This is a genomic window from Candidatus Chloroploca mongolica (assembly GCF_004762035.2).
GTDB classification, from domain to species: domain Bacteria; phylum Chloroflexota; class Chloroflexia; order Chloroflexales; family Chloroflexaceae; genus Chloroploca; species Chloroploca mongolica.
Window position 1 is genome coordinate 124,226 of the sequence record NZ_SIJK02000004.1, and the last position, 22,446, is coordinate 146,671.

General features: G+C 55.6%; 23 protein-coding genes. 9 read left to right on the forward strand and 14 right to left on the reverse strand.

The features are described 5' to 3' along the window. Window positions 1-47: 47 nt before the first annotated feature. From bchF to EYB53_RS03710, 3 genes are all read right to left on the reverse strand, one after another. Window positions 48-515 carry a 2-vinyl bacteriochlorophyllide hydratase gene (gene bchF / locus EYB53_RS03700; protein ID WP_254150863.1) on the reverse strand — a complete coding sequence of 156 codons (468 nt, stop codon included), beginning with the start codon at window positions 513-515 and terminating at the stop codon, window positions 48-50. Window positions 516-528: 13 nt separating this feature from the next. After that, the gene (locus EYB53_RS03705) at window positions 529-1,341 is read right to left on the reverse strand and encodes a class I SAM-dependent methyltransferase (protein WP_135476865.1); all 813 of its coding nucleotides are present in this window, start codon (window positions 1,339-1,341) and stop codon (window positions 529-531) included. Window positions 1,342-1,409: 68 nt separating this feature from the next. After that, entirely contained in the window at window positions 1,410-2,765 is a 1,356-nt protein-coding gene (locus EYB53_RS03710; RefSeq protein WP_135476867.1) for a BCD family MFS transporter, read from the reverse strand. A gap of 380 nt (window positions 2,766-3,145) precedes the next feature. Between EYB53_RS03710 and EYB53_RS03715 the strand changes: the two genes are divergently transcribed. The 7 genes from EYB53_RS03715 (at window position 3,146) to EYB53_RS03745 (ending at window position 8,499) form a co-directional block, all read left to right on the forward strand. Next, window positions 3,146-3,571, forward strand: a complete 426-nt coding sequence (locus EYB53_RS03715) for an IS1634 family transposase N-terminal domain-related protein (protein ID WP_135476869.1) — start codon at window positions 3,146-3,148, stop codon at window positions 3,569-3,571. Between the two features lie 63 nt (window positions 3,572-3,634). After that, on the forward strand, window positions 3,635-5,104 hold the full coding sequence (locus EYB53_RS03720) for a hybrid sensor histidine kinase/response regulator (protein WP_135476871.1): 1,470 nt from the start codon (window positions 3,635-3,637) through the stop codon (window positions 5,102-5,104). Window positions 5,105-5,172: 68 nt separating this feature from the next. Then, complete coding sequence (gene rfbD, locus EYB53_RS03725; protein WP_135476873.1) at window positions 5,173-6,006, forward strand: dTDP-4-dehydrorhamnose reductase; 834 nt, start codon at window positions 5,173-5,175, stop codon at window positions 6,004-6,006. Between the two features lie 3 nt (window positions 6,007-6,009). Beyond that, a complete protein-coding gene (locus EYB53_RS03730; RefSeq protein ID WP_135476874.1) occupies window positions 6,010-6,981 on the forward strand; it encodes a glycosyltransferase family 2 protein in 972 nt (323 codons plus the stop codon). Window positions 6,982-6,983: 2 nt separating this feature from the next. Further along, window positions 6,984-7,799 (forward strand): glycosyltransferase, encoded by an 816-nt coding sequence (locus EYB53_RS03735; protein ID WP_371879061.1) that lies wholly within the window; start codon window positions 6,984-6,986, stop codon window positions 7,797-7,799. Further along, the gene (yhbY, locus tag EYB53_RS03740; protein WP_254150864.1) at window positions 7,796-8,101 is read left to right on the forward strand and encodes a ribosome assembly RNA-binding protein YhbY; all 306 of its coding nucleotides are present in this window, start codon (window positions 7,796-7,798) and stop codon (window positions 8,099-8,101) included. Before EYB53_RS03735 ends, yhbY begins: the two co-directional genes overlap by 4 nt. A 5-nt stretch (window positions 8,102-8,106) precedes the next feature. Then, window positions 8,107-8,499 (forward strand): hypothetical protein, encoded by a 393-nt coding sequence (locus EYB53_RS03745; protein WP_135476875.1) that lies wholly within the window; start codon window positions 8,107-8,109, stop codon window positions 8,497-8,499. Window positions 8,500-8,688: 189 nt separating this feature from the next. Here EYB53_RS03745 and EYB53_RS03750 read toward each other — a convergent pair whose 3' ends face one another. Further along, window positions 8,689-9,117 (reverse strand): hypothetical protein, encoded by a 429-nt coding sequence (locus EYB53_RS03750; RefSeq protein WP_135476876.1) that lies wholly within the window; start codon window positions 9,115-9,117, stop codon window positions 8,689-8,691. 172 nt (window positions 9,118-9,289) lie between these two features. Between EYB53_RS03750 and EYB53_RS03755 the strand changes: the two genes are divergently transcribed. Next, window positions 9,290-9,970: a metal-dependent transcriptional regulator gene (locus tag EYB53_RS03755; protein ID WP_135476877.1), complete on the forward strand. Its 681-nt coding sequence runs from the start codon at window positions 9,290-9,292 to the stop codon at window positions 9,968-9,970. On the opposite strand, the gene EYB53_RS03760 is transcribed toward EYB53_RS03755, so the two are convergent. From EYB53_RS03760 to EYB53_RS03780, 5 genes are all read right to left on the reverse strand, one after another. Continuing rightward, entirely contained in the window at window positions 9,971-11,731 is a 1,761-nt protein-coding gene (locus EYB53_RS03760; protein WP_135476878.1) for a M61 family metallopeptidase, read from the reverse strand. A gap of 5 nt (window positions 11,732-11,736) precedes the next feature. After that, the gene (locus EYB53_RS03765) at window positions 11,737-12,798 is read right to left on the reverse strand and encodes a dipeptidase (protein WP_135476879.1); all 1,062 of its coding nucleotides are present in this window, start codon (window positions 12,796-12,798) and stop codon (window positions 11,737-11,739) included. 5 nt (window positions 12,799-12,803) lie between these two features. Then, window positions 12,804-14,642, reverse strand: a complete 1,839-nt coding sequence (locus EYB53_RS03770) for a hypothetical protein (protein ID WP_135476880.1) — start codon at window positions 14,640-14,642, stop codon at window positions 12,804-12,806. A gap of 72 nt (window positions 14,643-14,714) precedes the next feature. Then, the gene (gene pyk, locus EYB53_RS03775) at window positions 14,715-16,142 is read right to left on the reverse strand and encodes a pyruvate kinase (protein ID WP_135476881.1); all 1,428 of its coding nucleotides are present in this window, start codon (window positions 16,140-16,142) and stop codon (window positions 14,715-14,717) included. A gap of 18 nt (window positions 16,143-16,160) precedes the next feature. Further along, window positions 16,161-16,814, reverse strand: a complete 654-nt coding sequence (locus tag EYB53_RS03780; RefSeq protein ID WP_135476882.1) for a ComEA family DNA-binding protein — start codon at window positions 16,812-16,814, stop codon at window positions 16,161-16,163. A gap of 214 nt (window positions 16,815-17,028) precedes the next feature. On the opposite strand from EYB53_RS03780, the gene EYB53_RS03785 reads away from it, so the two are divergent. Then, the gene (locus EYB53_RS03785) at window positions 17,029-17,445 is read left to right on the forward strand and encodes a hypothetical protein (RefSeq protein WP_135476883.1); all 417 of its coding nucleotides are present in this window, start codon (window positions 17,029-17,031) and stop codon (window positions 17,443-17,445) included. Here EYB53_RS03785 and truB read toward each other — a convergent pair. The 5 genes from truB to infB form a co-directional block, all read right to left on the reverse strand. Next, window positions 17,442-18,329 (reverse strand): tRNA pseudouridine(55) synthase TruB, encoded by an 888-nt coding sequence (truB, locus tag EYB53_RS03790; protein ID WP_135476884.1) that lies wholly within the window; start codon window positions 18,327-18,329, stop codon window positions 17,442-17,444. The two genes, EYB53_RS03785 and truB, sit on opposite strands and share 4 nt — an antisense overlap. A gap of 8 nt (window positions 18,330-18,337) precedes the next feature. After that, window positions 18,338-19,339: a DHH family phosphoesterase gene (locus EYB53_RS03795; protein WP_254150865.1), complete on the reverse strand. Its 1,002-nt coding sequence runs from the start codon at window positions 19,337-19,339 to the stop codon at window positions 18,338-18,340. After that, entirely contained in the window at window positions 19,336-19,926 is a 591-nt protein-coding gene (locus EYB53_RS03800) for a class I SAM-dependent methyltransferase (protein WP_254150866.1), read from the reverse strand. The genes EYB53_RS03795 and EYB53_RS03800 overlap by 4 nt, the downstream gene beginning before the upstream one ends. Continuing rightward, a complete protein-coding gene (gene rbfA / locus EYB53_RS03805; RefSeq protein WP_135476885.1) occupies window positions 19,913-20,314 on the reverse strand; it encodes a 30S ribosome-binding factor RbfA in 402 nt (133 codons plus the stop codon). The genes EYB53_RS03800 and rbfA overlap by 14 nt, the downstream gene beginning before the upstream one ends. 66 nt (window positions 20,315-20,380) lie before the next feature. Further along, window positions 20,381-22,446: translation initiation factor IF-2 (gene infB, locus EYB53_RS03810; RefSeq protein ID WP_371879062.1), on the reverse strand; the 2,066-nt coding region annotated here is incomplete at its 5' end.

Sequence of the window (22,446 nt, forward strand, 5' to 3'; positions counted from 1 at the left end):
AAAAAAGGTATCTGCAACTGGTGCAGATCATCAAGCCTCCAGGCACACTACATTTGTGAGGCTGCCTGGCGGAGCGAACGGCGCTGGCGAGCTGAATTTATCCCTCGTACGACAAATTGAACCGCGTTAAAGAGGTAGGTGACATAGGCAAAGACCATCACCCACATCACGGTGCGCGAGTCGGCACCCATCCATTGCGCTACAAAGTAGAGGTTATGCGTGATAATCGCAATCAGATTGCCGACATCTTCCCAGAAAAACTCTTTTGCCATGAAATAGTGATCAAACATATCATATTCCCAGAGCATTCCGGTAATCGTGAGCGCCCAGATCAGGGCAATTTTGATCCAGATACTGATCGTTGCAATCAAGTACCCTTCGCCAGTGGCAAGATACCGTAGTACCAGGGCAAAACTGATCAAAAAGACCACAAACTGGATCGGGGCCAGAATAATTTGTACTTTTGTCCAGCGTGAGCGTTCACGACGGCGTAGTTGGTCTTCAGTATACATCATAACAATCACCAGGTTAGCTATGCATCACTTCCGGTTCAGCGGTGCCAATGCGCGTAACACTCAACATAAACCGGTGTTCTACCATTTCGGGTTTGGTCAGATCTGACCACGTTGCTTCAGCCCAGGCATGCACGCGCTCCATAACGGTAGCCAGCATCGCATCGCTGAGCACCCATGTCTCGGCATCAAAGCGTGCCGCCATGCCAGCCAGGACGTCGGCTGGGCTGACCGAGGTTACCCACGTAGCTGCGATGAAAGGTTCGCTCGTCGTACCACCAGAGCGAGCCAGGGCTTGCGCAAGCGCTGCTCCCGCCCCCGGTGGGCGGCTTCCAGGCATGAATTCGATGGCGGCCAGGCGCAGTTGCGTCCGCAGACGTCCGACACACGAATCAGGGTCTCGCCAATCACTGCCTTGCACAAAGATTCCACCCGGTTTGAGGACACGCACGATCTCGCTCAGGGCTGAGCGCCAATCGGGCAAGAGGTGCAACACATGTACTGCAAGCACGGCCTCAAAGCTCTGATCCGGAAAGGGTAATTGCTGGGCGTCACCACAAATTAGCGCAAGCTCTACCTCGGTAGCTTTGGCTCGTTGCGCTGCCAGAGCCAACATCTCGGCTGAAATATCCACTCCGGCCACCAACCCACCGGCCTGAGCCGTCGGCACCGCAATGCGCCCCGTGCCTACTCCCAGTTCGAGCAGCGAAGCACACGAACCGATCAGACCCACAATCGCCTGACCGATCTGCGCTGCTGCCTCGGGTGGATGGGCTCGTTGCGCATCATAGACCGAAGCTATATTCTCAAAACTAAACGCAAGCGCCATAACAATCTTCTCCGCAGCGAGCGTCTATCTGCATCTGCTCGCTGCGGCATTTCCTCTAGTTCAACGGACTAGCTCGCGGTATCCATCGCCAGCACCGTTCCGATATCCTGCTTGGTCAGGCCCTTGAATTCTTGCACACTGACACTGCGCAGGATGCCAATGGCGACGACCATCACGATGGCCTCGAAGCCAAAGATGAGCGTGTACCCGAGGGTTGGGCTGAACAAGCCCGTGCCAATCATCGCCGTGACGAGACCGCCACTAAAGACATTGGCAAACCCATTGCCCAGACCCTGAGCCATGCCCCAGATGCCCATATAGAGGCCCGTCTGTCCTTCGATCGTCATTTCCATCATCATCGAGAGGGCACCGACGTTGAAGAAGCCGATGCCGACACCCATGACCAGCAGAGCCGGATAGACCAGGCCAGGCTGATAGGTAATCGAAGACATCGCAATTGTTGCCAACGCAGCGGCAATGCCGAGCCCACCCAGGCTGGCGATCAATTTCTTGGAGATGGGGAAGATCGATGAGATCACACCAATCGAAAACATCCCGAGCAGTGCTCCGGCTCCCCAGGCCTGCTGATAGGCGGCTGTCTCGGCCTGAGTCTTTCCGAAGACCTGAGCACCAAATGGTTCAAGGATAGCATCTTGTAGGAAGATGCCCATAATGGCCAGCAGGACAAAGAAGAAGAAGGCACGTACGTGGATATTGGTTCCCATCAGTTGACGGGCCACGCGGAAGGTTCCCAGCGGCGAAGCGCTCTCTTGCGGCTGGGCGGCCAGCAGGGCAGCATGCTCTTCTTTGGTGATGCGGCGCTCCATCCCGACCACGCCGAGCAGAATTGTCACGACGGCAATGATTGGCGTCATATTGTAGAGTTGCCGCATAGCCTCATGTGAGTATTCGGGCATAATCACCCGCGAAACACCTGCCGAGACAATGCCACTGATGATGATCGCAGCCCAGATCACGGCTACAACGCCGCCACGCTCTTTCGGGGTGGTGACTTCTGCAACCAGTGAGTTTGAAGCGCTCCCGTTCATAGCCATAAAGACACCAAACACAGCCATCAAGAGGAATGCTTCAACGGTTGCAACCAGATCCCGCGAACCAAGCCCGATCGCAATATAGGGCAGAAACAGAAAAATCAGTGAGGCTCCAACACCGCTAATGAAGATATAGGGGGTGCGACGATAGCCGAAAAGAGGATAACGATCAGCAAAGCGCCCCCAGTAGATCTGGAAGAACGAGATGAAATGGTGCATCCCGATTAGCGAGGTGACAATGACGGCGATGGCCCCGAGATCGGCAATTGCAACCCGGTTGAAGTTAAACGTCACGAGGGCGAACATCCAACCAATGCCCAGCCGCATTGTCGCCAGGCGGAGTGTTTTAATGACGAGACGCAGGAAACCCATGCGACTTGCCCCTTTCCTGATCTAAAATAGCGAACACCTTCTGCCGTACTACAGACTTAGAACTACATAATTAGGGGGGGATGCAGGATTATGATACAAACCTCTACATATTGGGGTAGTGAAGAGGCGTGATCCCGCTGATATGCTTGGTTGTGGCTACTCTCCTAATCCAGTTCAGCTAGATCAGTTGTTGAGAGGACGGGGCCAAAAGATGCCTAGAGCGCACATTCTTAATGAGCGGAAGTATAGCATATGCTCAAAAAGGTTGCAATATGTGCAAAATTATGGCAAAACCTAGACATTTTGTTTGTGACATTTATTCAAAAATTTGACTTGTTGTGCTATACTAGAATAACAATAAATTATTTGAGGTTACGACCATGTATGTACGCTGGGTGGTCAGGCGCCACAAAAACGCCACGATCGCGGATACCAGCTTTTATGATGCTTATCTCGTTGCTAGTTATCGTGACGAGCGGGGTGTCCCGCGCCAGCGCACCATCTGCTATCTGGGCAACATTCGTCAGATTGGTGACGAGTTTCCTATGATTGAGCGCGAGTTGTTTCTCCTTCGTGCTGAACGCATCCTCCTCTCGATTGAGGAATTGGGTGAAGTTGACCGTGAAGAAGCTCTCGATGCGCTTCGTCAGAAGGTGCCTCCGCTGACCCGTGAGGAAGTGATGACGGCCTTTGTCGAGAATTTACGCTGGTATCGTCGGTGGTGGGAACAGAATGGTGGGGGCCCGACCGACGATGAGTTGATCAAGATTGTCCAGTTAGCCCGCGGGGGTCTCGGGCCTGTCTGATGCCGCGGTGCCGCTGTTTCACCCTTTACAGGTTCGGCCCATATCTGTTATGATCAGGGGGTTATGGAAAACGGGACAATTCTTGCGATTGACGATAATCCACAGATGTTGAGCATCCTGGCGGATCTTTTGCATCCGCTCGGCCATACGGTGGTGTGTGCCACCAATGGGCCTGATGCGCTGGTTGTGGCGATGGCTAACCCGCCCGATCTGGTGTTGCTTGATGTGATGATGCCTGGGATGGACGGGTTTGAGGTCTGTCGCCATATGCGCGCTCATCCTGCGCTGGCTCATGTGCCCGTTGTGCTCGTGACGGCGCTTGATGATCGCGAGTCACGGGTTGAAGGCTTTGAGGCCGGCGCTGATGAGTTTGTAACCAAGCCGTTTGACTATGTCGAGTTGCGGGCTCGTGTGACGACGATCCTGCGCCTGAATCGCTATCGAACCCTTGTTGAACAGCAACGCCGTACGGCAACGGAACGAGCGCGTTTTGTCTGGGCAGTGGAACATAGTGATGACGGTATTTTGCTCCTCGACGAGTCTGATCAGGTTCACTATGCCAATCCCTGTGCTCGCACGATTCTTGGACTGGCCCCCGATGCTCCTCTCGAGCACATGTTTTTGCCCCTCGCTACCCAGCAGTATCGTTTGACCCCTCCTGAAGCATGGGATGCTTGGCCCCATGTACCCGCTCAGGATGATCAATCTCGTTTCCTGGTCAGCCCGGAACGTGCGAGCAGTATCGAACGCTGGATCCGCGTTGATTTGTTGCCCCCCGCTGAGAATGATGCGACCCGCGTCTTGCGGATGCGTGATGTGACCGAACAGATGGTGACCCAGCGCGAGATGTGGACGTTTCATACCATGCTGGCGCACAAGCTCCGTACGCCGCTGGTAGGCATTCTCGGTGGGTTGAATATTTTGAGCGGTGGCGGCGCGACGATGGATCGCGAGAGTATCGTTCGTATTGCTGAGGTGGCCCTTGCCGGCGCACGACGTTTGCGCTCGGAAATCGAGGATATCCTGCATTATCTGCGCTCACCATCTGATGTCTATGGGCTCGATAGCATTATTGTCTCGGAAGTTTCGCTGTTGCTCGATCAGGTTGCCCGTGACCTCGAGCTCAAGCATGTGACGATCGAAGCTCCGTCGCCCGAGTCAGCCAATGGGCGCATTGCGTTGACCCAGCATAGCCTTGAAGTGCTGCTACGTGAAGTGCTGGAAAATTGTGTCAAATTCCATCCTCATCGTGCCCCCGAGGTTCAGATCAAGCTCTCACTGCTGGAACCTAAGATGCTGCGGCTGGAGATTATTGATGATGGCCCTGGTATGAGTAATGAGCAACGTCAGCGGGCGTGGTACCCGTACTATCAGGGTGAACGTAATTTCACTGGTCAGGTTGAGGGTATGGGGCTTGGGTTGGCGCTGGTTGCCCGCATTGTCCATGCCGTCGGTGGCCGCTGTGCGCTTGCCAATCGCACTGATAGCCATGGGACAATCGTGACGCTCACGCTTCCACTTGCTGCGAGTTGACGTTGCTAGCGGCTTCTGCTACCATCCACCCGGGGTGAAGATTGCTTCGTACGCACGGGAAGGCTTGCATGAAGGTAGCGATTACTGGGGCACATGGGCAACTCGGCAGTGAGTTGTGTGCGGTGCTGGGTGCTGAACATACGATTATCCCGCTCGACCATAGCAACCTCGAACTTGGCTCGCCCGAGGCTGTCGCGCAGATTGTCGCTACGAGGGCCGATCTGGTGGTGCATCCGGCGGCTTTTACCAATGTTGATGCCTGTGCCCGTGATCCCGAACTGGCCTATCGGATCAATGGGCTAGGCACCCGCTCTGTCGCCCTTGCCTGTCGCAAGCTCAAGGTGCCACTCGTCTATATCAGTACCAATGAGGTCTTTGCCGGTGATGCGTTGACCCCGTACTACGAGTACGATCAGCCTCGCCCGGTCAATGCTTATGGTCGCTCGAAGCTGGCCGGGGAACTGGCGGTGCGTGAGTTGCTTGATGCTTTCTATATTGTGCGGGTGGCGTGGCTCTTTGGCGGTACACGCAATTTTGTACGTACCGTCCTCCGTTTGGCTGAGCAGCCACCTTCTGGGGGCTTGCGGATGGTTGATGATGAGTTTGGTAGCCCGACCTATACCTTTGATGTGGCACTCGCGCTGCGTGAGCTTATCACGAGTGAGCAGTATGGCACATATCACTTGGTCAATCGTGGGGTTGCTTCACGCTACAGCTTTGCAACGACGATCCTGCGTCTTGCCGGTTACGAAGATGTGGCGGTGACGCCGATCAAACTGGCTGATTTTGTGCGTGATAGTACCCCTCCCCCTTATACGCCGCTGTCCAATCTGGCCGGTGCCGCGTTGGGTTTGTCCTTGCGCCCCTGGGAAGATGCCGTGGCCGCTTTTTTGCAACGCTAGACGATGATTGATATTATTATTCCTAATTATAATGGCGCTGATCTTCTGCCGACGTGCCTTGATGCGCTGCGTGCCCAGACCCGGCATGATTGGCTTGTGACGGTCGTTGATGATGGCAGTACTGATCATTCGCTGGCCTTGCTTGCCACAGCCTACCCCGAGGTGCGCGTCGTTGTGCTTGAACGTAATCGCGGCCTCGCCGCCGCAGTCAATGCCGGGCTCGCGGCAACCAGCGCTCCGTATGTGGTGCTGTTGAACAATGATACCGAGGCCGATCGTCACTGGCTTGCCGAGTTGATTGGCGCGCTTGAACGTTATCCGGCCTATGGTTTTGCCGCTAGCAAGTTGCGCCTCTTTGATCGCCGCGAGATGCTCCATTCGGCTGGTGATTATTATCAACTTGATGGTGAACCAGGGAGTCGCGGTGTCTGGGAACGTGATCGGGGGCAGTATGATGCCCTCACCGAAGTCTTTGGCCCTTGTGCCGGTGCTGCGGCCTATCGTCGTGCGATCCTTGAAACACTGGCGCAGTCGGGCCGGGTCTTTGATGAAGATCTTGTGATGTATTGTGAAGATGTTGACCTGAATTTACGCGCCAGACATCATGGGGTGCGCACGCTCTTTGTGCCTACCGCAGTTGTCTACCATCGGCTCAGTGCCACCGGTGGTGGTGTCCTGGCAAGTTATTACTGTGGGCGTAATTTTTTGCTTGTCTGGATCAAAAATATGCCACTGCCGCTGGTTCGCCGCCATTGGGTCGCTCTGTGTGTTTCCCAGGTGCGCTTTGTCTTCGCTAGTCTGCGGCATCTCCGCGAGCCTGCCGCCCGCGCCCGCCTCCGGGGGCAGTGGGCGGCGCTTCGTGCCTTGCCCCTCTTTATTGGTAAACGTTGGCAGCAGTCACATTTGATTGACACAACCCTCGCTGGCTTTGCTACCGCACTGAAGCTCGGTCTTACCGCGAAAGCGAGGATGTAGTCGTGTCCGATACGATGCCCTGGCTTTCGATTGTGATTCCAGCCTATAATGAGGCAGGACGTTTGCCACAAACCTTGACCGTGATTCAGCGCTATCTGGTGGCCCAGTCGTTTACGAGTGAAGTGCTGGTTGTTGACGATGGAAGCGCTGATGCAACTGCCGATCTTGCTGCCGCGATGCCGGGTGTAGAGGTTTTACGGCTCGACCATCGTGGCAAGGGGTTTGCGGTACGTGCCGGTGCGCTCGCTGCACGCGGGCACTATATTCTTGTGTCCGATGCCGATCTCGCGGTGCCGGTTGAAGAGTGGGCGCGCCTCGAACAGATGCTGCAGCATGGCTATGAAGTTGTCATTGGCTCACGTGAGGGTGTCGGCGCGACACGTGATGGTGAACCCTGGTATCGCCATGTGATGGGGCGCGTCTTCAATGGCTTGATTGCCTTGATTGCGCTGCGTGGGATTAATGATACGCAGTGTGGCTTCAAAGCTATGCCTCGTCACGTGGCCCATGATCTGTTCCGGCGGATGCGTATTTATGGCGATGATGCGCCGGTGCTTCAGGGGGCCGCCGTGACTGCGTATGATGTTGAATTGCTCTTTCTCGCCCGGAAAATGGGCTATCGCATCGCCGAAGTTCCCGTGCGCTGGCACTATGGTACCGAGACGAAAGTTAATCCTCTCCGTGATTCGTGGCGTAATTTGCGTGATGTGGTGACCGTTCGGCTTAATGATCTGCGTGGGCGCTATCGTGCTGCCCCAACAACGCTTGACTCTTCCGAAGAGGGTTGGCGTGATACGGTTCCTCCAAAAAACTCATGACACAACTGACAAATGCTCAACGTGCCTTTCTGCGTAAAATGGCACATCCACTCAAGCCCACGGTGATGCTTGGCAAGCAAGGGCTGACAGAACAACTGCTCGCCAAGCTTGACCAGGAGTTGAATGCACACGAGTTGATCAAGGTGCGTTTGATCGATGGCAAAGACCAGAAGCAAGAACTTGCCCAGACGATAGTGGCCGCAACCGAAGCTACTCTGATCAGCATGGTTGGCTATGTGCTGGTGCTCTATCGTGAGCAGGCTGACCCCGAGCGGCGTACGATCATCTTGCCCGCAGGATGAGACGGGTGAGCCTTGATGCGCTTGTGATGCGCTGCTGGTTCCTCTGGTGGGGGATGGTGGCGCTTGTGCTGGCCCGCAAGAGTCTGGTGCCTGCACGCATCATCGGGGTTGACTGCGCGTACCTGTGCGGCGGCAACCCCTCGCTCGTGCATCTTCGCTGGATCTATAGCGAAGGCTTGCGCCCGCGTAGTGTCATCGTTGACTTGGTACACTCGGGGGATCGATCCAGTGCCACTGTCGGCTATGGTGTATGCGCGGCAGTGCTTCCGCTGGCGACTCCGCTTGAAGGCACCTGCGAGGTGTGTTTGAGCGCCACCTATCGTAGCGTTGGCCCTGCGTATACGCTGACGACCTGCGTCAGGATAGACGATCATACTGGCTCAAGGCAATGCTTTTAGGTCAAGTTCCTCTGGGAGTGCCGACTTCAGTCGGCTGAGTAAGAAGCCGACTGAAGTCGGCACTCCCAGATACCCGATTTAATCCTGAAAAACCATACGTCACCACTCCCATCTGCCCGTTTTCATGCTTCATTTTCATCAGTTGGCACTACGATGGGAAAAGCTGATCCGGCCCTTCTGAAACCTTGCCTAAGCCGAGGACTCCTGGTGGAGCGCAGCGATTTGAGCACGAACTTGCCGCGCAAGCCGTTCCAGTTCGCGATTGACGACATATTGCCATTCTTCGGCCTCTTTGTCATCGAGGGCTCCCCCTCCGTAACGTAACTCCATCGCCAGATGCCAGCCTTTGCGGGCGGCAAATTGCTCAAGTTCTTGCTGGCGACTCGGCAACCAGCGGCGTTTGATAAACGCACGAAACGCACGCTCCATGCGGTGTGAGCCATCGGGATTGAGTGATGGCAGGGCAAAAAACGGTTCGGCATCACGTGGATCAGGATCGGTCGCCTTGCTAAAATAGAGGGTTTGATGGGAAAGAGAGTAGCGCCATTCGCCATCACCGTCATAGTGGGACGGATTATTCGCAATGGCACCAGTGAGCATACGGTCAGTAATTGTCATAATAGCCATCCTCAACAATACGACAATGCCTCTACGGGGCGCATAATCGCGCTGCTTCTGCCAGGATAGCATGCTCTGGCGTTGCTGGCAACGCCAGCTGACTGGCGTTTGGGCGAGCTTTATGATACATTGTACGTGCATGTCTGGCCTTGCGGGAAAGGAGCGGAAAGGAATGGCTGAACAGGAAGATCACACCCGTATTACTCCCGCGGTGGAAGACTATCTGAAGGCTATTTATCATCTGCAACAGCATCAGCCAGTGGTTACGACGTCGTTGCTTGGTGAAGAGCGTGGCTCCCGCCCCGGCTCGGTGACGGGCATGATCAAGAAACTGGCCGAGATGAACCTGGTGCAGCATACGCCCTATCAGGGGGTGCAGTTGACCCCGGCTGGTGAGCGGATTGCGCTTGAGGTGATCCGGCATCATCGTTTGCTTGAACTCTATCTCGTGGAAGCCCTGGGCTATAGCTGGGACGAGGTACATGAAGAGGCTGAAAAGCTTGAGCATCACATCAGCGAGAAGCTTGAGGCGCGGATTGCTGCTCACCTTGGTCATCCCACCCTCGATCCACATGGTGATCCCATTCCAAGCCTGGAAGGCACTTTGCCGACGAGTCTCGATCTGCGTCTAGCTGATATGAAGATTGAGGAGCGCGCCCGCGTGATCCGTATGCGCGATCAGAGCGCCGAGCGCCTGCGTTATCTTGCCGACCTGGGCTTGATACCCGGTGCATTGGTTGAGATTACCGCAAGTGCTCCCTTCGATGGGCCAATTACGGTACGCCTGGGGGAGGTGGTCTATGCCCTTGATCGCCGTATGGCTCGTACGATCGAAGTTGAACGGGTCGAATAATCAGGCCCTCAGACCAAGCCAGTCGCGGTAGGCTTGCTGTTGCTCGGCACTTTGCTCTTTCAGTGGCACTAGTTCGAGCCCGTCGGGGGGGGCCTCGGCCAGGGTGAGCGGCCTTTCGATGAGTTGGTCCCCACGAAAAAGGGTTAACCGGACGACCTGACCTGGGTGATGCTCGGTGAGCCGGGCATTCAGTTTTGTTTCGTTGATCCGCCAACCGTTGATCGCTAGTAGCTCATCGTCGGGGGAGATTCCGGCTGCATACCCTGGACTATCACTGCGTACGGTTGCCACTATCGTGCGTTGTCCTTCAGACCGCAGCGTTAAGCCTGTCCAGGCGCGTGGGCCATGCCGCTTCCACACCAGCATCAGCCCGACAACCGCTAGCGCCGAATGATAGTCGAGCTCGGCTGTACCAGCAATAGCGTTGGCAAAAAATTCACGGAAGCGTCCATCGCATCCTCCCGCCACCTCTTCGACCGCAGCAAGGATCGCTCCATCCTCAGGAATTCCCGTTCCATTGATGGGATATCGAGCAAAGAGGAGCCGCATAACATCATCAAATGAGGCCTGTCCGTGTGTTACCTCACGTATAGCCAGATCGAGCAGGAGGCAGATGAGGCTCCCCTTCAGATAGTATGAAATACTGGAATTGGCGCTGTTTTCGTCAGGCCGGTAGAGCTTGATCCAGGCATCGAAGCTACTTGCTTCGAGACTCTGCACATGACGCCCCGGCTGGCTCTGGAGATTGAGGATGGTTTCGCTGAGGCGAGCAAGGTAGCGTTCTGGTCTCATCAGGCCAGCACGAACCAGCAGCAGGTGGTCATAGTAGCTTGTTGCACCTTCAACAAACCAGAGCAGGCGCGTATAATTTTCGGTCTGATAGTCAAATTGGCCGAGTGCGGCAGGTCGCAGACGCTTCACATTCCAGACGTGAAACAACTCGTGGCTGGTCAGCGCCAGATAGCGCTCGTAGCTGCGTTCTGGTTGAAACGTCCATCGATCAACCTGATTGCTCACACTATTGCGGTGTTCGAGTCCACCCCCGCGCCCGTCGGTCAGGTGAAGAATAAACGTATAGCTGGTGTATGGGAGATGCCCAAAAAAATCACGCTGAATTTCGACGATACGACGGGTATCTTCGACCAGGCGGATCTCTTGTTCGTTGCCATGACCCCAGAGCGCAATCTGATGCGGAATACCGTCCACGTCAAAATTTAGGAGGCGGTGCGTGCCACACTCGATGGGACAATCAACTAATTCGTCGTAGTCATTTGCGGTATAGAGATTGATTTTGGGGCGAGGATCAGGCATCAGGGCATCACCAACCAGGGGGCGCAGCCCTGTCGTGACGAGCCAACCACTAGGGACATCAATTAATACTCGCACCTGTTCATTGGTGCGCTCGGGGAGATACATAAAGACGGTCGCCCCATTGATGTACCCGTGGCTCGTATCGAGATGACTGGTGCGTACGGTGAGCTCATGCGCATACACCTGATAGCGGGCAATGACTTTTGGGGAAGCTTCGGTCACAATGCGCCAGGTTGATTTGGCTACTTTGTGCCAGGTGAGTGGCTGACCATGATCCGTAGACGCCGAAAAAGACTGAACATGGCGGGCATACTCACGGATCATATATGATCCGGGTGTCCAGACTGGTAATTTCAGATCTACATAATCATCGGTTAGATTGTCGACTTCGACTGATACATGAAACAGATGCGTATGAGGCGCGGGCATCGCAATGGTATAGGTCAACATAGGCATCACTCCGGGAGCGCCTGTGCCAGCATCCGCAGCCAGTTATCACCCATGATCAACTGAATATCGGCATCGGCAAAACCCGCACGACTGAGGGCTTCGGCGACACGCGAGAGATCAGCGATGGTGTCAATTTCACGGGGGATCTGCTGACGGCCCAGTCCTCCATCGAGATCGGTTCCAAGGCCAGTGTGGCGGGCATTACCGGCTAGTTGACAAACATGGTCAATATGGCGCACGACGAGATCGAGCCCATAGCGTTCTTTTGGCGTACCGCGCTGGTAGTCACGGGCAAGAAAGCCATTGAAAAAGACCGTCCCAATCACGGCACCGTGGGTGATCAACTCTTTGATCATGGCATCGCTGAGGTGACGGTCGGCGTTGAACCGAGGGGCGAGCGAGCGACAGTTGCTGTGTGATGCGATGACCGGGCCATCCCAGCGATCCATTGCCTGCCAGAAACTCTCCTCGGCCATATGGCTCACATCCAACACCATCTGGTTGCGGGCGAGTTCAGGCAAGAGCGCCCGTCCGAGGGGGGTAAGCGGGCCTGGTTGCTTTGTCCCACCGCAATAGCGCGTGGCCTGCCAGGCCGGTCCGACGAGGCGCACACCCTGTTCTGCCCACCAGACGCTCTCGGCGGGTTCAGTAATCGGATCGGCATTCTCCATCAATAGCACCAGCCCTAGCGGACTGGAGGCCTGCGTCCAGGTGGCCTGATGGTGGGCGAGATCGGCCCTGGTACGTATGATGCGCACCAGTTCACGCGCTTCGAGTTCCTGATAATACATGAGTTGGGCACGGGCAAGCGCGTGGGCCTCGGCAGGCGTCGCATAACTTGCCTCGTGGGCGAGGTCAGTCTCAATTGCTGAGGCAGGCAGCGTAAAGAGCGTGGCAAAGACCAACCCCACCCCACCTATGCGTAATTCAGGCAACGCAACCGTTGCCTCTCCCTGAGTTTGTGAAGGCGGCTGTTCGTGGGTACGGATCGCCGCAACACCTGCCAACAGATCGCGCTCAAACGTGAGTGCGTTATAGGCAAGATCGAGATGCCCATCAACCAGCATATTGTTCACTCGATATAAGGAAAAAAGAGGTTCGTAACCAGCACTTCGCTTCCTGGTGAGTCATCTGGAATGCGTTCATAGAGGGCAATGACCTTGGCCGCCTGGTCACGTCGTCGCCAGAGTGCTTCCGCGAAACGATTATCAAAGATAACACCGCGTTCTTTGAGAAAGGCATACAATTGCTTGATCGCGGTGCAAAGCTCACGTACCTGTCGTTCTGAGGTATGCGCATTCGATTGAGGATAGTAGAAAAAGAGGCACTCATCCAGGGTGGCATAATCGCCTTCGGCCAGCGTACGGCCATAGAAGGTAGCCAGAAATTCGGCATACACATAGAGTGCCCGGCTGCGCACGCGCGCTGTTGTATCGCGCTTGCCCATCTCTCGCAGGTAGTCATAGAATTGACCAATCAGATCGCCACTCTGATCGAGAGCCGCAAGCGTTGTCTGATCTTCAAAGTCATCATCTGAATCATCATAAAGATCCAGTTCTTCGTCATCGGCTTCATCATCATTCCAGGCCTCATGCCAATCTTCATCATCATCAAACGCTGTAACGGCGTGATCGACATAATCCACCGGTGTGATGTGATCAATGCGCGGAAAGAGCTCGGGTGCTTGCACGAGCAGCCTATTGAGATGGCTTGCCACAATAACCTCGGCCTCTTCTGGGCGTGCCTCGCGGAGTCGTTCGACGTCACGCGGTGGGAGAATGGCAAAGATCCGTTCCTGGATTTCTTCGAGTGTATAGATATGCGTGTCGACCAGGCGAGTTGGATCTGGCTCATACTCTTCACCCAGCCAGGGATCGTCCAGTTCCCACATGCCATCATACAGTGCATCTTCGAGACCCCCAAGGAGGCTATGTTGCCCTGGTTCGGTGTGCTCGAAACGTCCGAAACGGGCCGAAGCGCGCTGGATTTGCCCACTCCAGAGTCCCGCTTCAGCATCGTGTTGACGTGCGTAGCGTAACTCTTTCTGAAGTGCGTCAATTTCGGCGAGCAAGGCGGCATCCGCTGCGTGCAGTGCCTGTTCGCTTTGGGGAGGGGCTTCAAAGACCTCATCATGTCCAAAGAGCGACAATACGGGCAAATGCTGAGTTGTCAGAAAGATATCATCGACCAATTGGAGGCGTCTGTCATTCAGCACGAGATACTGCCATGGCGTACCAGGATACGTTGTGCGCCACGAGGCCGCCGCAAAGATGGGCAATACGATCTCATCACAAGGTACGAGCGCCACCTGTGAGCGTCGTACACGTTCAACGATCGCATCGATTAATTCAGTATCCTGGGCCTTCACTGCGTCATTGCGCAAGGCTGTATAGGGTTCATGCTCAAGGCGCATCGTCACCGGTTGCGCCGTGATCACAGTGACAATGATGCTATCACCGGGGTTGAAACCCGTCCGCTCATACCACGCACGGAGATCAACGGCAGGCAAAGAGGGATGGCGAAATTCCTCTTGTTCAATCCCAAGCAACGGAAGCAACGCTCCATCTGTATCTTGCACCAGGCAATCATAGGCGCGCAGACCGGCAAATGGTTGCAGATGCACAACTGGTAGTAATCCGTCAGCCAGATCACAGTCACGGGGTTGACAACGAAACGTCAGATCCTGCAAGGCAATGCGGAGTGGGATCAACTGGGTACGGCTGAGCCGTACCCATCCCAACGTCAAGCCATCCCACCGCAGGCGATCACGAATGGTTGCATATGGATTCTTGGCACTACTCGGACGCCGAGTTAGTACCTGATCAAGCAGGGTACGTTCATCCACGGAACCCTGGTGCTCTTCAGCGAGGAGACGTAGAATGCTCGCAATTGTAGGCTCGTGGTAGGTCATAAGCCGACTCCATACGTGTGATCACCCCCACGGTTACAGGGTAGCATCAGGTGGTGGGGGTGTCAAGCCGTTTTACTGTAGCACCAGCACCTTCAGAAAATTGGTTGGTCCAAAGCGGTAGATTGGATGGCCGCCGGTCAGAATCAAAACATCGCCGTGTTGCACCATCCCGCGCTCGTAGAGTTCTTGTTGGATCCGCTGTTCCAGTTCATCGAGGCGATCCGCCGCCTGAATAAACAGGGGGGTGACGCCCCAGTAGAGGGCTGTGCGCCGTGCTGTCTCATCACCAGGGCAAATCGCGATAATTGGCACGTGCGGGCGGTAGTGGGAGACCAGGCGTGCGCTGGAGCCTGTCTGGGTCAGGACGGCAATGCCGCGCACAGGCTGACCGCGAGCAATCGTGCATGCGGCATCGGCAATGGCGCGTGGGATCGAAGGCGTCTGCGCAATGGCCCAGCGTGGAATGGCAATGTCACTTCCCTGATAGGCGTCGCTTCCCTCGATCGAGTCAGCGATCAGTGCCATCATCTGAACGGCTTCGATTGGATAGGCCCCTGCCGCTGTTTCACCACTGAGCATCACGGCATCCGAGCCGTCAAGAATCGCATTCGCAATATCGCTGGCCTCGGCGCGGGTGGGACGTGGATTGGTAATCATCGACTCGAGCATCTGGGTCGCGGTAATGACGGGAATCAAGGCCCGATTGGCTGCATCAATGATCTGTTTCTGCACTAGGGGAACCCGTTCAGGTGGCATCTCAACGCCCAGGTCTCCCCGTGCGACCATCACGCCATCGGCGACGCTCAAGATAGCTGGCAGGACATCGAGGGCTTCAGGACGCTCGATTTTTGCAATGACGGGAGTGGTTTTGCCTGCCTGCTGAATGATCTCTTTGATCTTGACCACATCAGCAGCGTGACGCACAAAGGAGAGGGCGACATAATCAACCCCGTGAGCAAGCCCAAACTGGAGGTCTTCCAGATCCTTGGCGGTTGCGGTAGGCGCACTGACTCGAACATTGGGCAGATTGATGCCCTGCTTCTCTTTGAGGTGGCCACCATGCACAACGCGTGTAATGACCTCGGTGGTGCTGTGATCGACGACAATCAGTTCGATCAAGCCATCTGAGAGCAAGATGCGATCTCGTGGACGAACATCCTGCGGCATCAGTTCATACGTGGTTGACACACGTGCCGCATTGCCTTCAATTAGCTCGGTGGTAAGGGTGAAGGTCTGACCTGCAACAAGTTCCACGGGGCGACCGCCTTCAAGTTTGCCGGTACGGATCTTGGGCCCTTGAAGATCTTGTAAAATCGCGATATGCTTCCCGGTTTGGGCTGCGGCCTGGCGTACCATCGCAATGTGGGCCGCGTGTTCTTCGTGGGTTCCGTGTGAGAAGTTGAGTCGTGCAACATTCATCCCGGCGCGGATAAGCCCCGTAATTCGTTCAGGGGTACTGCTTGATGGCCCCAGTGTAGCGACAATTTTTGTCCGCCGCATTGACTCTCCTATCCTCAATTAGCGTGCCACTGTGATGAGTGGTTCAAGTTGCGCAAAGAGTTTGTCGCCAATCCCAGTCACATCGCGCAGTTGTTCAACGGAGGTGTATGGTCCCTGCTCTGTTCGGCGCACTACGATGCGTTGAGCCAGAACGGGCCCAACGCCAGGCAACGTTTCGAGTTCGGCAGATGTGGCTCGATTCAGGTCAATCAGTTGTGTCCCCCCTGCCGTATGCGTAGTCTCACCTGGATCTGCACTAGAAGCCTGCCTATCGTGTTGAGCCGGAACGTGAATATGGTCTGCATCGAGCAGGGGTTGGGCCAGGTTGATGGCTTCGGTCGCTGCATCGGGCGTAAAGCCGCCGGCAGCCATCACCACATCTTTGATCCGTGCCTCGGCAGGAAGGCGGTAGACATCAGGTCTGAGGACGGCTCCTGAGATATAGACCACGAGTTCGGCAGGCTCAGCCGTTTCCAGTGATTCAACCGGTGGATCAAGCGGGACAACATCAGCGAAGAGATCGGATGGTTCACTCAAGCCAGACGTGAACCCTACCGGTTGTGGTTGTGACCATCGACTGACCAATCCTCCTCCTGCCACAATGATCCCCAGGGCAAAACAGACTACTGCGGCAATCAGGCGTGGTTGACGTAACCAAAATTCACGATCCATGCGGCATTGTTCCAGTTTCAGTCGTCGTTCTTTCAGCGAGTCAACCTTGGGTCTGAGATCAGGCGTGGGTTAGACTCACCTATTTATACCGTTTGCGACTGGAAAATGGTGCGTGCGTGGTTTTATTATACCAAACCACTCCGTGGTTGTTGTTCAGGGGTCTATGGTACAATAAGGATGCTGCTAGTAGCTACCACAGATTATGGAACAATTTATGCATAAACCAGACCAATCAGATCCTGATATGCAGCCATCAGACCAACCAGATCCCACGCATGGGTCTGAGTTACCGACGTATCAGATCGATCTTGATGCCAGCCTGATCGGGCAGATTCTTGCCTCGTATAATCTCCTCGGGGTTGCCTATGGCGATGCTGATGCACAGACCATCGCTGAAGATCGTTTTGCCGGTTATAACTTCCGTGTTGATCTTATGCACGAGCCGCCAGAGTGGTCGCTAGTGGTGAAGGTGCAACCGATTCTTGACGCAGGAGTTTTGCTTCGATTGCCTGATCGGATCCTGCGGGGTATGTTTGACCATCAGGGTTTTATCGTCTTTCGTGATCTACCCGTTGAGGGCTTGAAAGAGCACGTTGAACTTACGGTTGAGTTCGAGGCGCGCTATAACTAGTCTGGGCCTGGGCGAAAGACTTTGATCGGCTGCCATACGTGGTGATCAGCTTCCTGCCGCTTCAGCAGGGCCAACAAGCTCTGATCAGAGCAATGAGCACGTAGATACATACCAGTCATGGGCGGCAAGGTGACTGGCATGCCATGAGTGATCCGTTGGGCTTGTTCATCTTCTACGATGATGGCTGTCCAGTCGGCAATTGCTGTCTCTGGGGGCAGCAATGCATCGGTCAGCAGATCGGGGTTGTTGCGCAACTTGCTTAGCGGCAGGGCGTTGGCAAGGGTGAAATGACCGACAAAAGTCCGCTCGAGATTTGCGAGATGTGCGCCACACCCGAGGGTCGCCCCAAGATCACGGGCAAGCGCACGAATATAGGTGCCCTTGCCGCATGTCACCTCCAGACTGAGGGTATCTTCACCCGAGCGATGCCAGGCCAGGTGATGAATCATCACTGGACGTGGCGGCAATGTTACCGCTTCACCGGCTCGCGCCAGATCATAGAGGCGACGCCCCTGATGATGAAGCGCCGAATAGTGAGGCGGTACTTGCATAATAGCCCCGCGAAGCGGAGCGACTGCGGCCTCAATCTGTGCATCGGTGAGAGGTGGCACGGGTTGCTGGCTACGTATTTCGCCCTCAGCATCGTCGGTTGTTGTTGTTATCCCCAGGCGCACCAACCCGCGATAGCCCTTGCGTGCATCACTCAGGTACTCGATCAGCCGGGTTGCCTGCCCGAGGGCGATCGGCAACACCCCTGTTGCTGCTGGATCGAGCGTACCTGCGTGGCCCACCTTGATGCCGCGGCCAACCATCCGGCGGACGCTAGCGACAACATCATGGGAAGTCATCCCTGTCGGCTTATCCAGATTCAAAAAACCATGCATTGGCACGTTCACTGTGCATGCTCAAGGGCTGCCCGTAGCAGGGGTAATACCGTGGCCTGAGCCTCCTCAAGCTTCATGGGCAAGGTGGCCCCGGCAGCCTGTTTGTGTCCACCTCCACCCCAGGTACGGGCAATGGCGGCTACATCAATCCCTGGTATCGAACGAAGACTGAGCTTGGCCGTGCCATCAAAGCGTTCTTTGAAAAGGGCCGCAATCTGCATACCCTCGACGCGTTGCAACTGCCTGATTGCATCATCGGGAGCTTCGTCACTGGCCCGTGTGCTCATCATTTGCTGTTGCGTCACCGTTGTCCAGATCAACCCGCCTTCACGTTGCATCCCACTGAGCGCCAGAGCACTGAGGCGCACCACACTCTCAGGGATGCTGAAGTAGATCGCCGAGATGACGGTGCGTTGATCCGCACCTGCTTCGAGCATCTCTGCCGCAATGCGCAGCGAACGAGGTGACGTACTACTCGTCTGGAAACTCTGCGTATCAGTCGTCAGGCCAAGCAGCATGCTCGTAGCAGCGGATGGTCGGATGGGCAACTCCATCGCCTGGAGCAACTGGAAGAGCAATTCGGCAGTTGAAGCCGCGGAAGGATCGATCAAATTCACGATCCCGCCGCCGTCATTGGTGACATGGTGATCGGTAATGATCAATGGTCGTGCGGCAAGGGCCGCTTCGTGATCATCAAACACTGCCCCAACCCGACTCAGGGCTGCAGTATCGAGCATCCAGATCAGATCGACCTCGGGGAAGGCGCTGCCCCGCTGATAGATCTTCACCTCATCGATCCCTGCGAGGCACCTGGTATAGCCAGGGATCGCCGATGACGCCAGGGCTGTCACCTGTTTACCAACATCGCGCAGCGCGTGAAAGGCTCCGAGCATCGAACCAATCGCATCGCCATCGGGATTGACGTGCGTGAGCAAGAGAATATGCTGCGCCTGATCGATCTGTGCGCGAAAGGCTGGCGCGGCACGGGTAGGGTCAGAATAAATCATCATAGTGATAGTGAAGGATAGATGCGATAAACAGTATAACCAGAGCGCTTTTTCATCTCTTTCAATCGCAACTGATGGCGTGGTCCGAGCCGAGGGATCAGATGATTCAAGCCGCTCACCACCACAAACCAATAGACACCATCGGCAGCGAGCAGAGTAAGCGGTTTGAGGATAAACTCTTCTTCAATGGCCGCATCACCGATCTTCGCCGGAATGTTCGAGACGATCAGATCGTAGGGCCCAGGTGGCACCTGTTCGAGCCCAACACTCCCGATCACGGTCGCATTGGTCACTGCATTGAGGGTGAGATTATGGCGGGCATAGCGTACCGCGAGCAGATCCTTATCGGCCATCACCACCTCGGCATCGGGGAAGCGCTGAGCCAGGGCAATCCCGATCACCCCACAACCACAGCCCAGATCGAGGATCCGGGTGGGCGGGTTGGGCATCGCAATCGTGCGCAGCAGTAAATCGGTGCCATCGTCAACCTGAAACGACGAAAAGAGCGTATGGCCCACATCAAACGCAAAAGGTTGATGGTGGAGGGTATAGGTAATGCGCTTTTTATAATAAGCGTCAGGCCCGTCCATGATCTTCGGGTTCATCATCAAGTTTTGGCGGATTAGCCTTGCGTTCAGTTTCTACCTCATGGAGCACTTCTTCGATGCGCATGCTATAGGCAAGCGATGTATCGTGTACCAGCCGTAACTCAGGCACAAAGCGCATATGGTTCATCTCTTCGGCGACGCGTTTGCGCAGAAAGCTACGTGCGCGTTGCAAGCCTTCCATAGTTGCGGCTTGTTCATTGGGCTCGCCCATCACCGAGATACGCACCGTGGCGCGTTGCAGATCGGCACTCACCTCGACACCCGTAACCGTGGCAAAACCGACGCGTGGGTCTTTCAACTCGTACTGGATCACCTCACCGAGGATCTGCTGCATCGTATCGGCGACCTGTTGTAAGCGCTGTTTGGGCATACATATTCCGACTTATCGTGCAGTCTGAAGTGGTACAAACCACTCCAGACTTCATCATGAACGGATCTAGAGCGTTGCCTCGACCCGTTCCTCGCGATAGAACTCCATATTATCGCCGACCTGAACATCGCCGAAGCCATCAACAATCAAGCCGCACTCGTAGCTTGAGGTCACCTCACGGACATCGTCCTTAAAGCGTTTGAGGCTACTAATTCGCCCATCGTGGATGACCGCGCCATTGCGCAGGACGCGCACCTTCTGGCCTGTGCGTGTGATCTTGCCATCAGTCACATAGAGACCAGCGACGACTTCACGCGACGGCAAGCGGAAGGTATTGCGCACCTCCGCGAAGCCTTCGACAACCTCCTTAAAGGTTGGCGCGAGCATACCCACCATTGCCTTTTTGATATCATCGGTCAGTTGATAGATGATATTGTAGAACCGAATATCAATGCCTTGATGTTCGGCTGCCCGGCGGGCAGCGGGGTCAGGGCGAACATTAAAACCAATAATGATCGCTTGCGACGCCATCGCGAGATTCACATCGCCCTCACTGATGGCACCGGTGGCGCGATGGATCACCCGGATCTGCACCTCATCTTGCGACTCACTGAGTTGCTTGAACTGGTGCTCGATAGCCCCGAGTGAGCCTTGCACATCAGCTTTCAAGATCACATTCAGATCTTTGACCTGTCCCTGTTGCACTTTGCTGAAGAGATCCTCGAGAGTCGTACCCCGTGTGGAGGCAATGGCCTCCATCCGGGTCTGGCGTGTCCGTTGGAGGGCTACCTCGCGGGCGATGCTGAGGTCATCAATGACCTGGAGAATATCGCCGGCCTGGGGTACGCCTTCAAGCCCAAGGATTTCCACAGGGGTGGAAGGCTCAGCGTGACGGAGGCGTTTGCCACTATCGCTAAACATCGACTTGATCTTGCCCGAGACCCCGCCGACGAGTACATTATCTTCGGGGCGGAGCGTGCCATTCTGGATCAAGACAGTTGCGACTGACCCTCGATTCTTGTCGAGTTCGGCTTCAATAATTGTTCCGATAGCAGGTGCATCAGGATTCGCTTTAAACTCTTCGATATCAGCCACGAGCAAAATCATCTCGAGGAGGCCCTCGATATTCAAGCGAGACTTAGCCGAGACTTCTACCGAAGGCACCTCACCGCCATAGGCCTCAACCACCACGTCGTGGGCCGCGAGTTGTTGCTTGATGCGATCGACATTTGCGGTTGGCAGATCGATCTTATTAATCGCGACAATCATCGGCACGCCGGCTGCTTTCACGTGACTAATAGCTTCAAGCGTCTGGGGCATCACGCCATCATCGGCTGCGACGACCAGCACAACAATATCTGTGGCCTGGGCTCCACGAGCGCGCATAGCGGTAAAGGCTTCGTGGCCGGGCGTATCGAGAAACGTGATTTTGCGATGATTGACCTCGATCTGATACGCACCAATGTGCTGGGTGATGCCACCGGCTTCACCTTCGGCAACGCGGGCGGAGCGGATCGCATCAAGCAATTTTGTCTTGCCGTGATCGACGTGGCCCATAATGGTCACCACTGGTGGCCGTGGGCGAAGTTCACTTGGAGCCTGGGCATTGAGCACATCTTTGATATTATCCACAATGCCAATCAGCTGTTCGGGCACTTTCTCGGTAGTTTCGATGGTGAAGTCTGCCGCGATCAACGCAGCAGTCTCATAATCAATTTGCTGATTAATGGTTGCCAGCACCCCACCCTTCATCAGTGCCTTCAGGATTTCAGATGCTCCGATCCCGGTGGCCTCAGAAAGCTCACGTACTGTCATCACACTGGGCAATTCAACGGGGCCACGCGGGCGCACTGGCACGGCAGGCCCCGGACGTCCCCCAGACCCGGGGCGTCCAGAGGGGCGGCCACGACCACCGCCAAAATTACCATCACGTTCATCACCGCCAGGGCGACTGCCACCCGGGCGACCACCGCGGCTCCCGCCACTGCCGCTTCCTGGTCGACTATTGCGATTTGTATTTCCCCCTGGCCCACGATTACTACCGCCGCCGGGGCCACCGGGGCCACGATTACTGCCACCGCCGGGGCCACCGGGGCCACGATTACTGCCACCGCCGGGGCCACCGGGGCCAC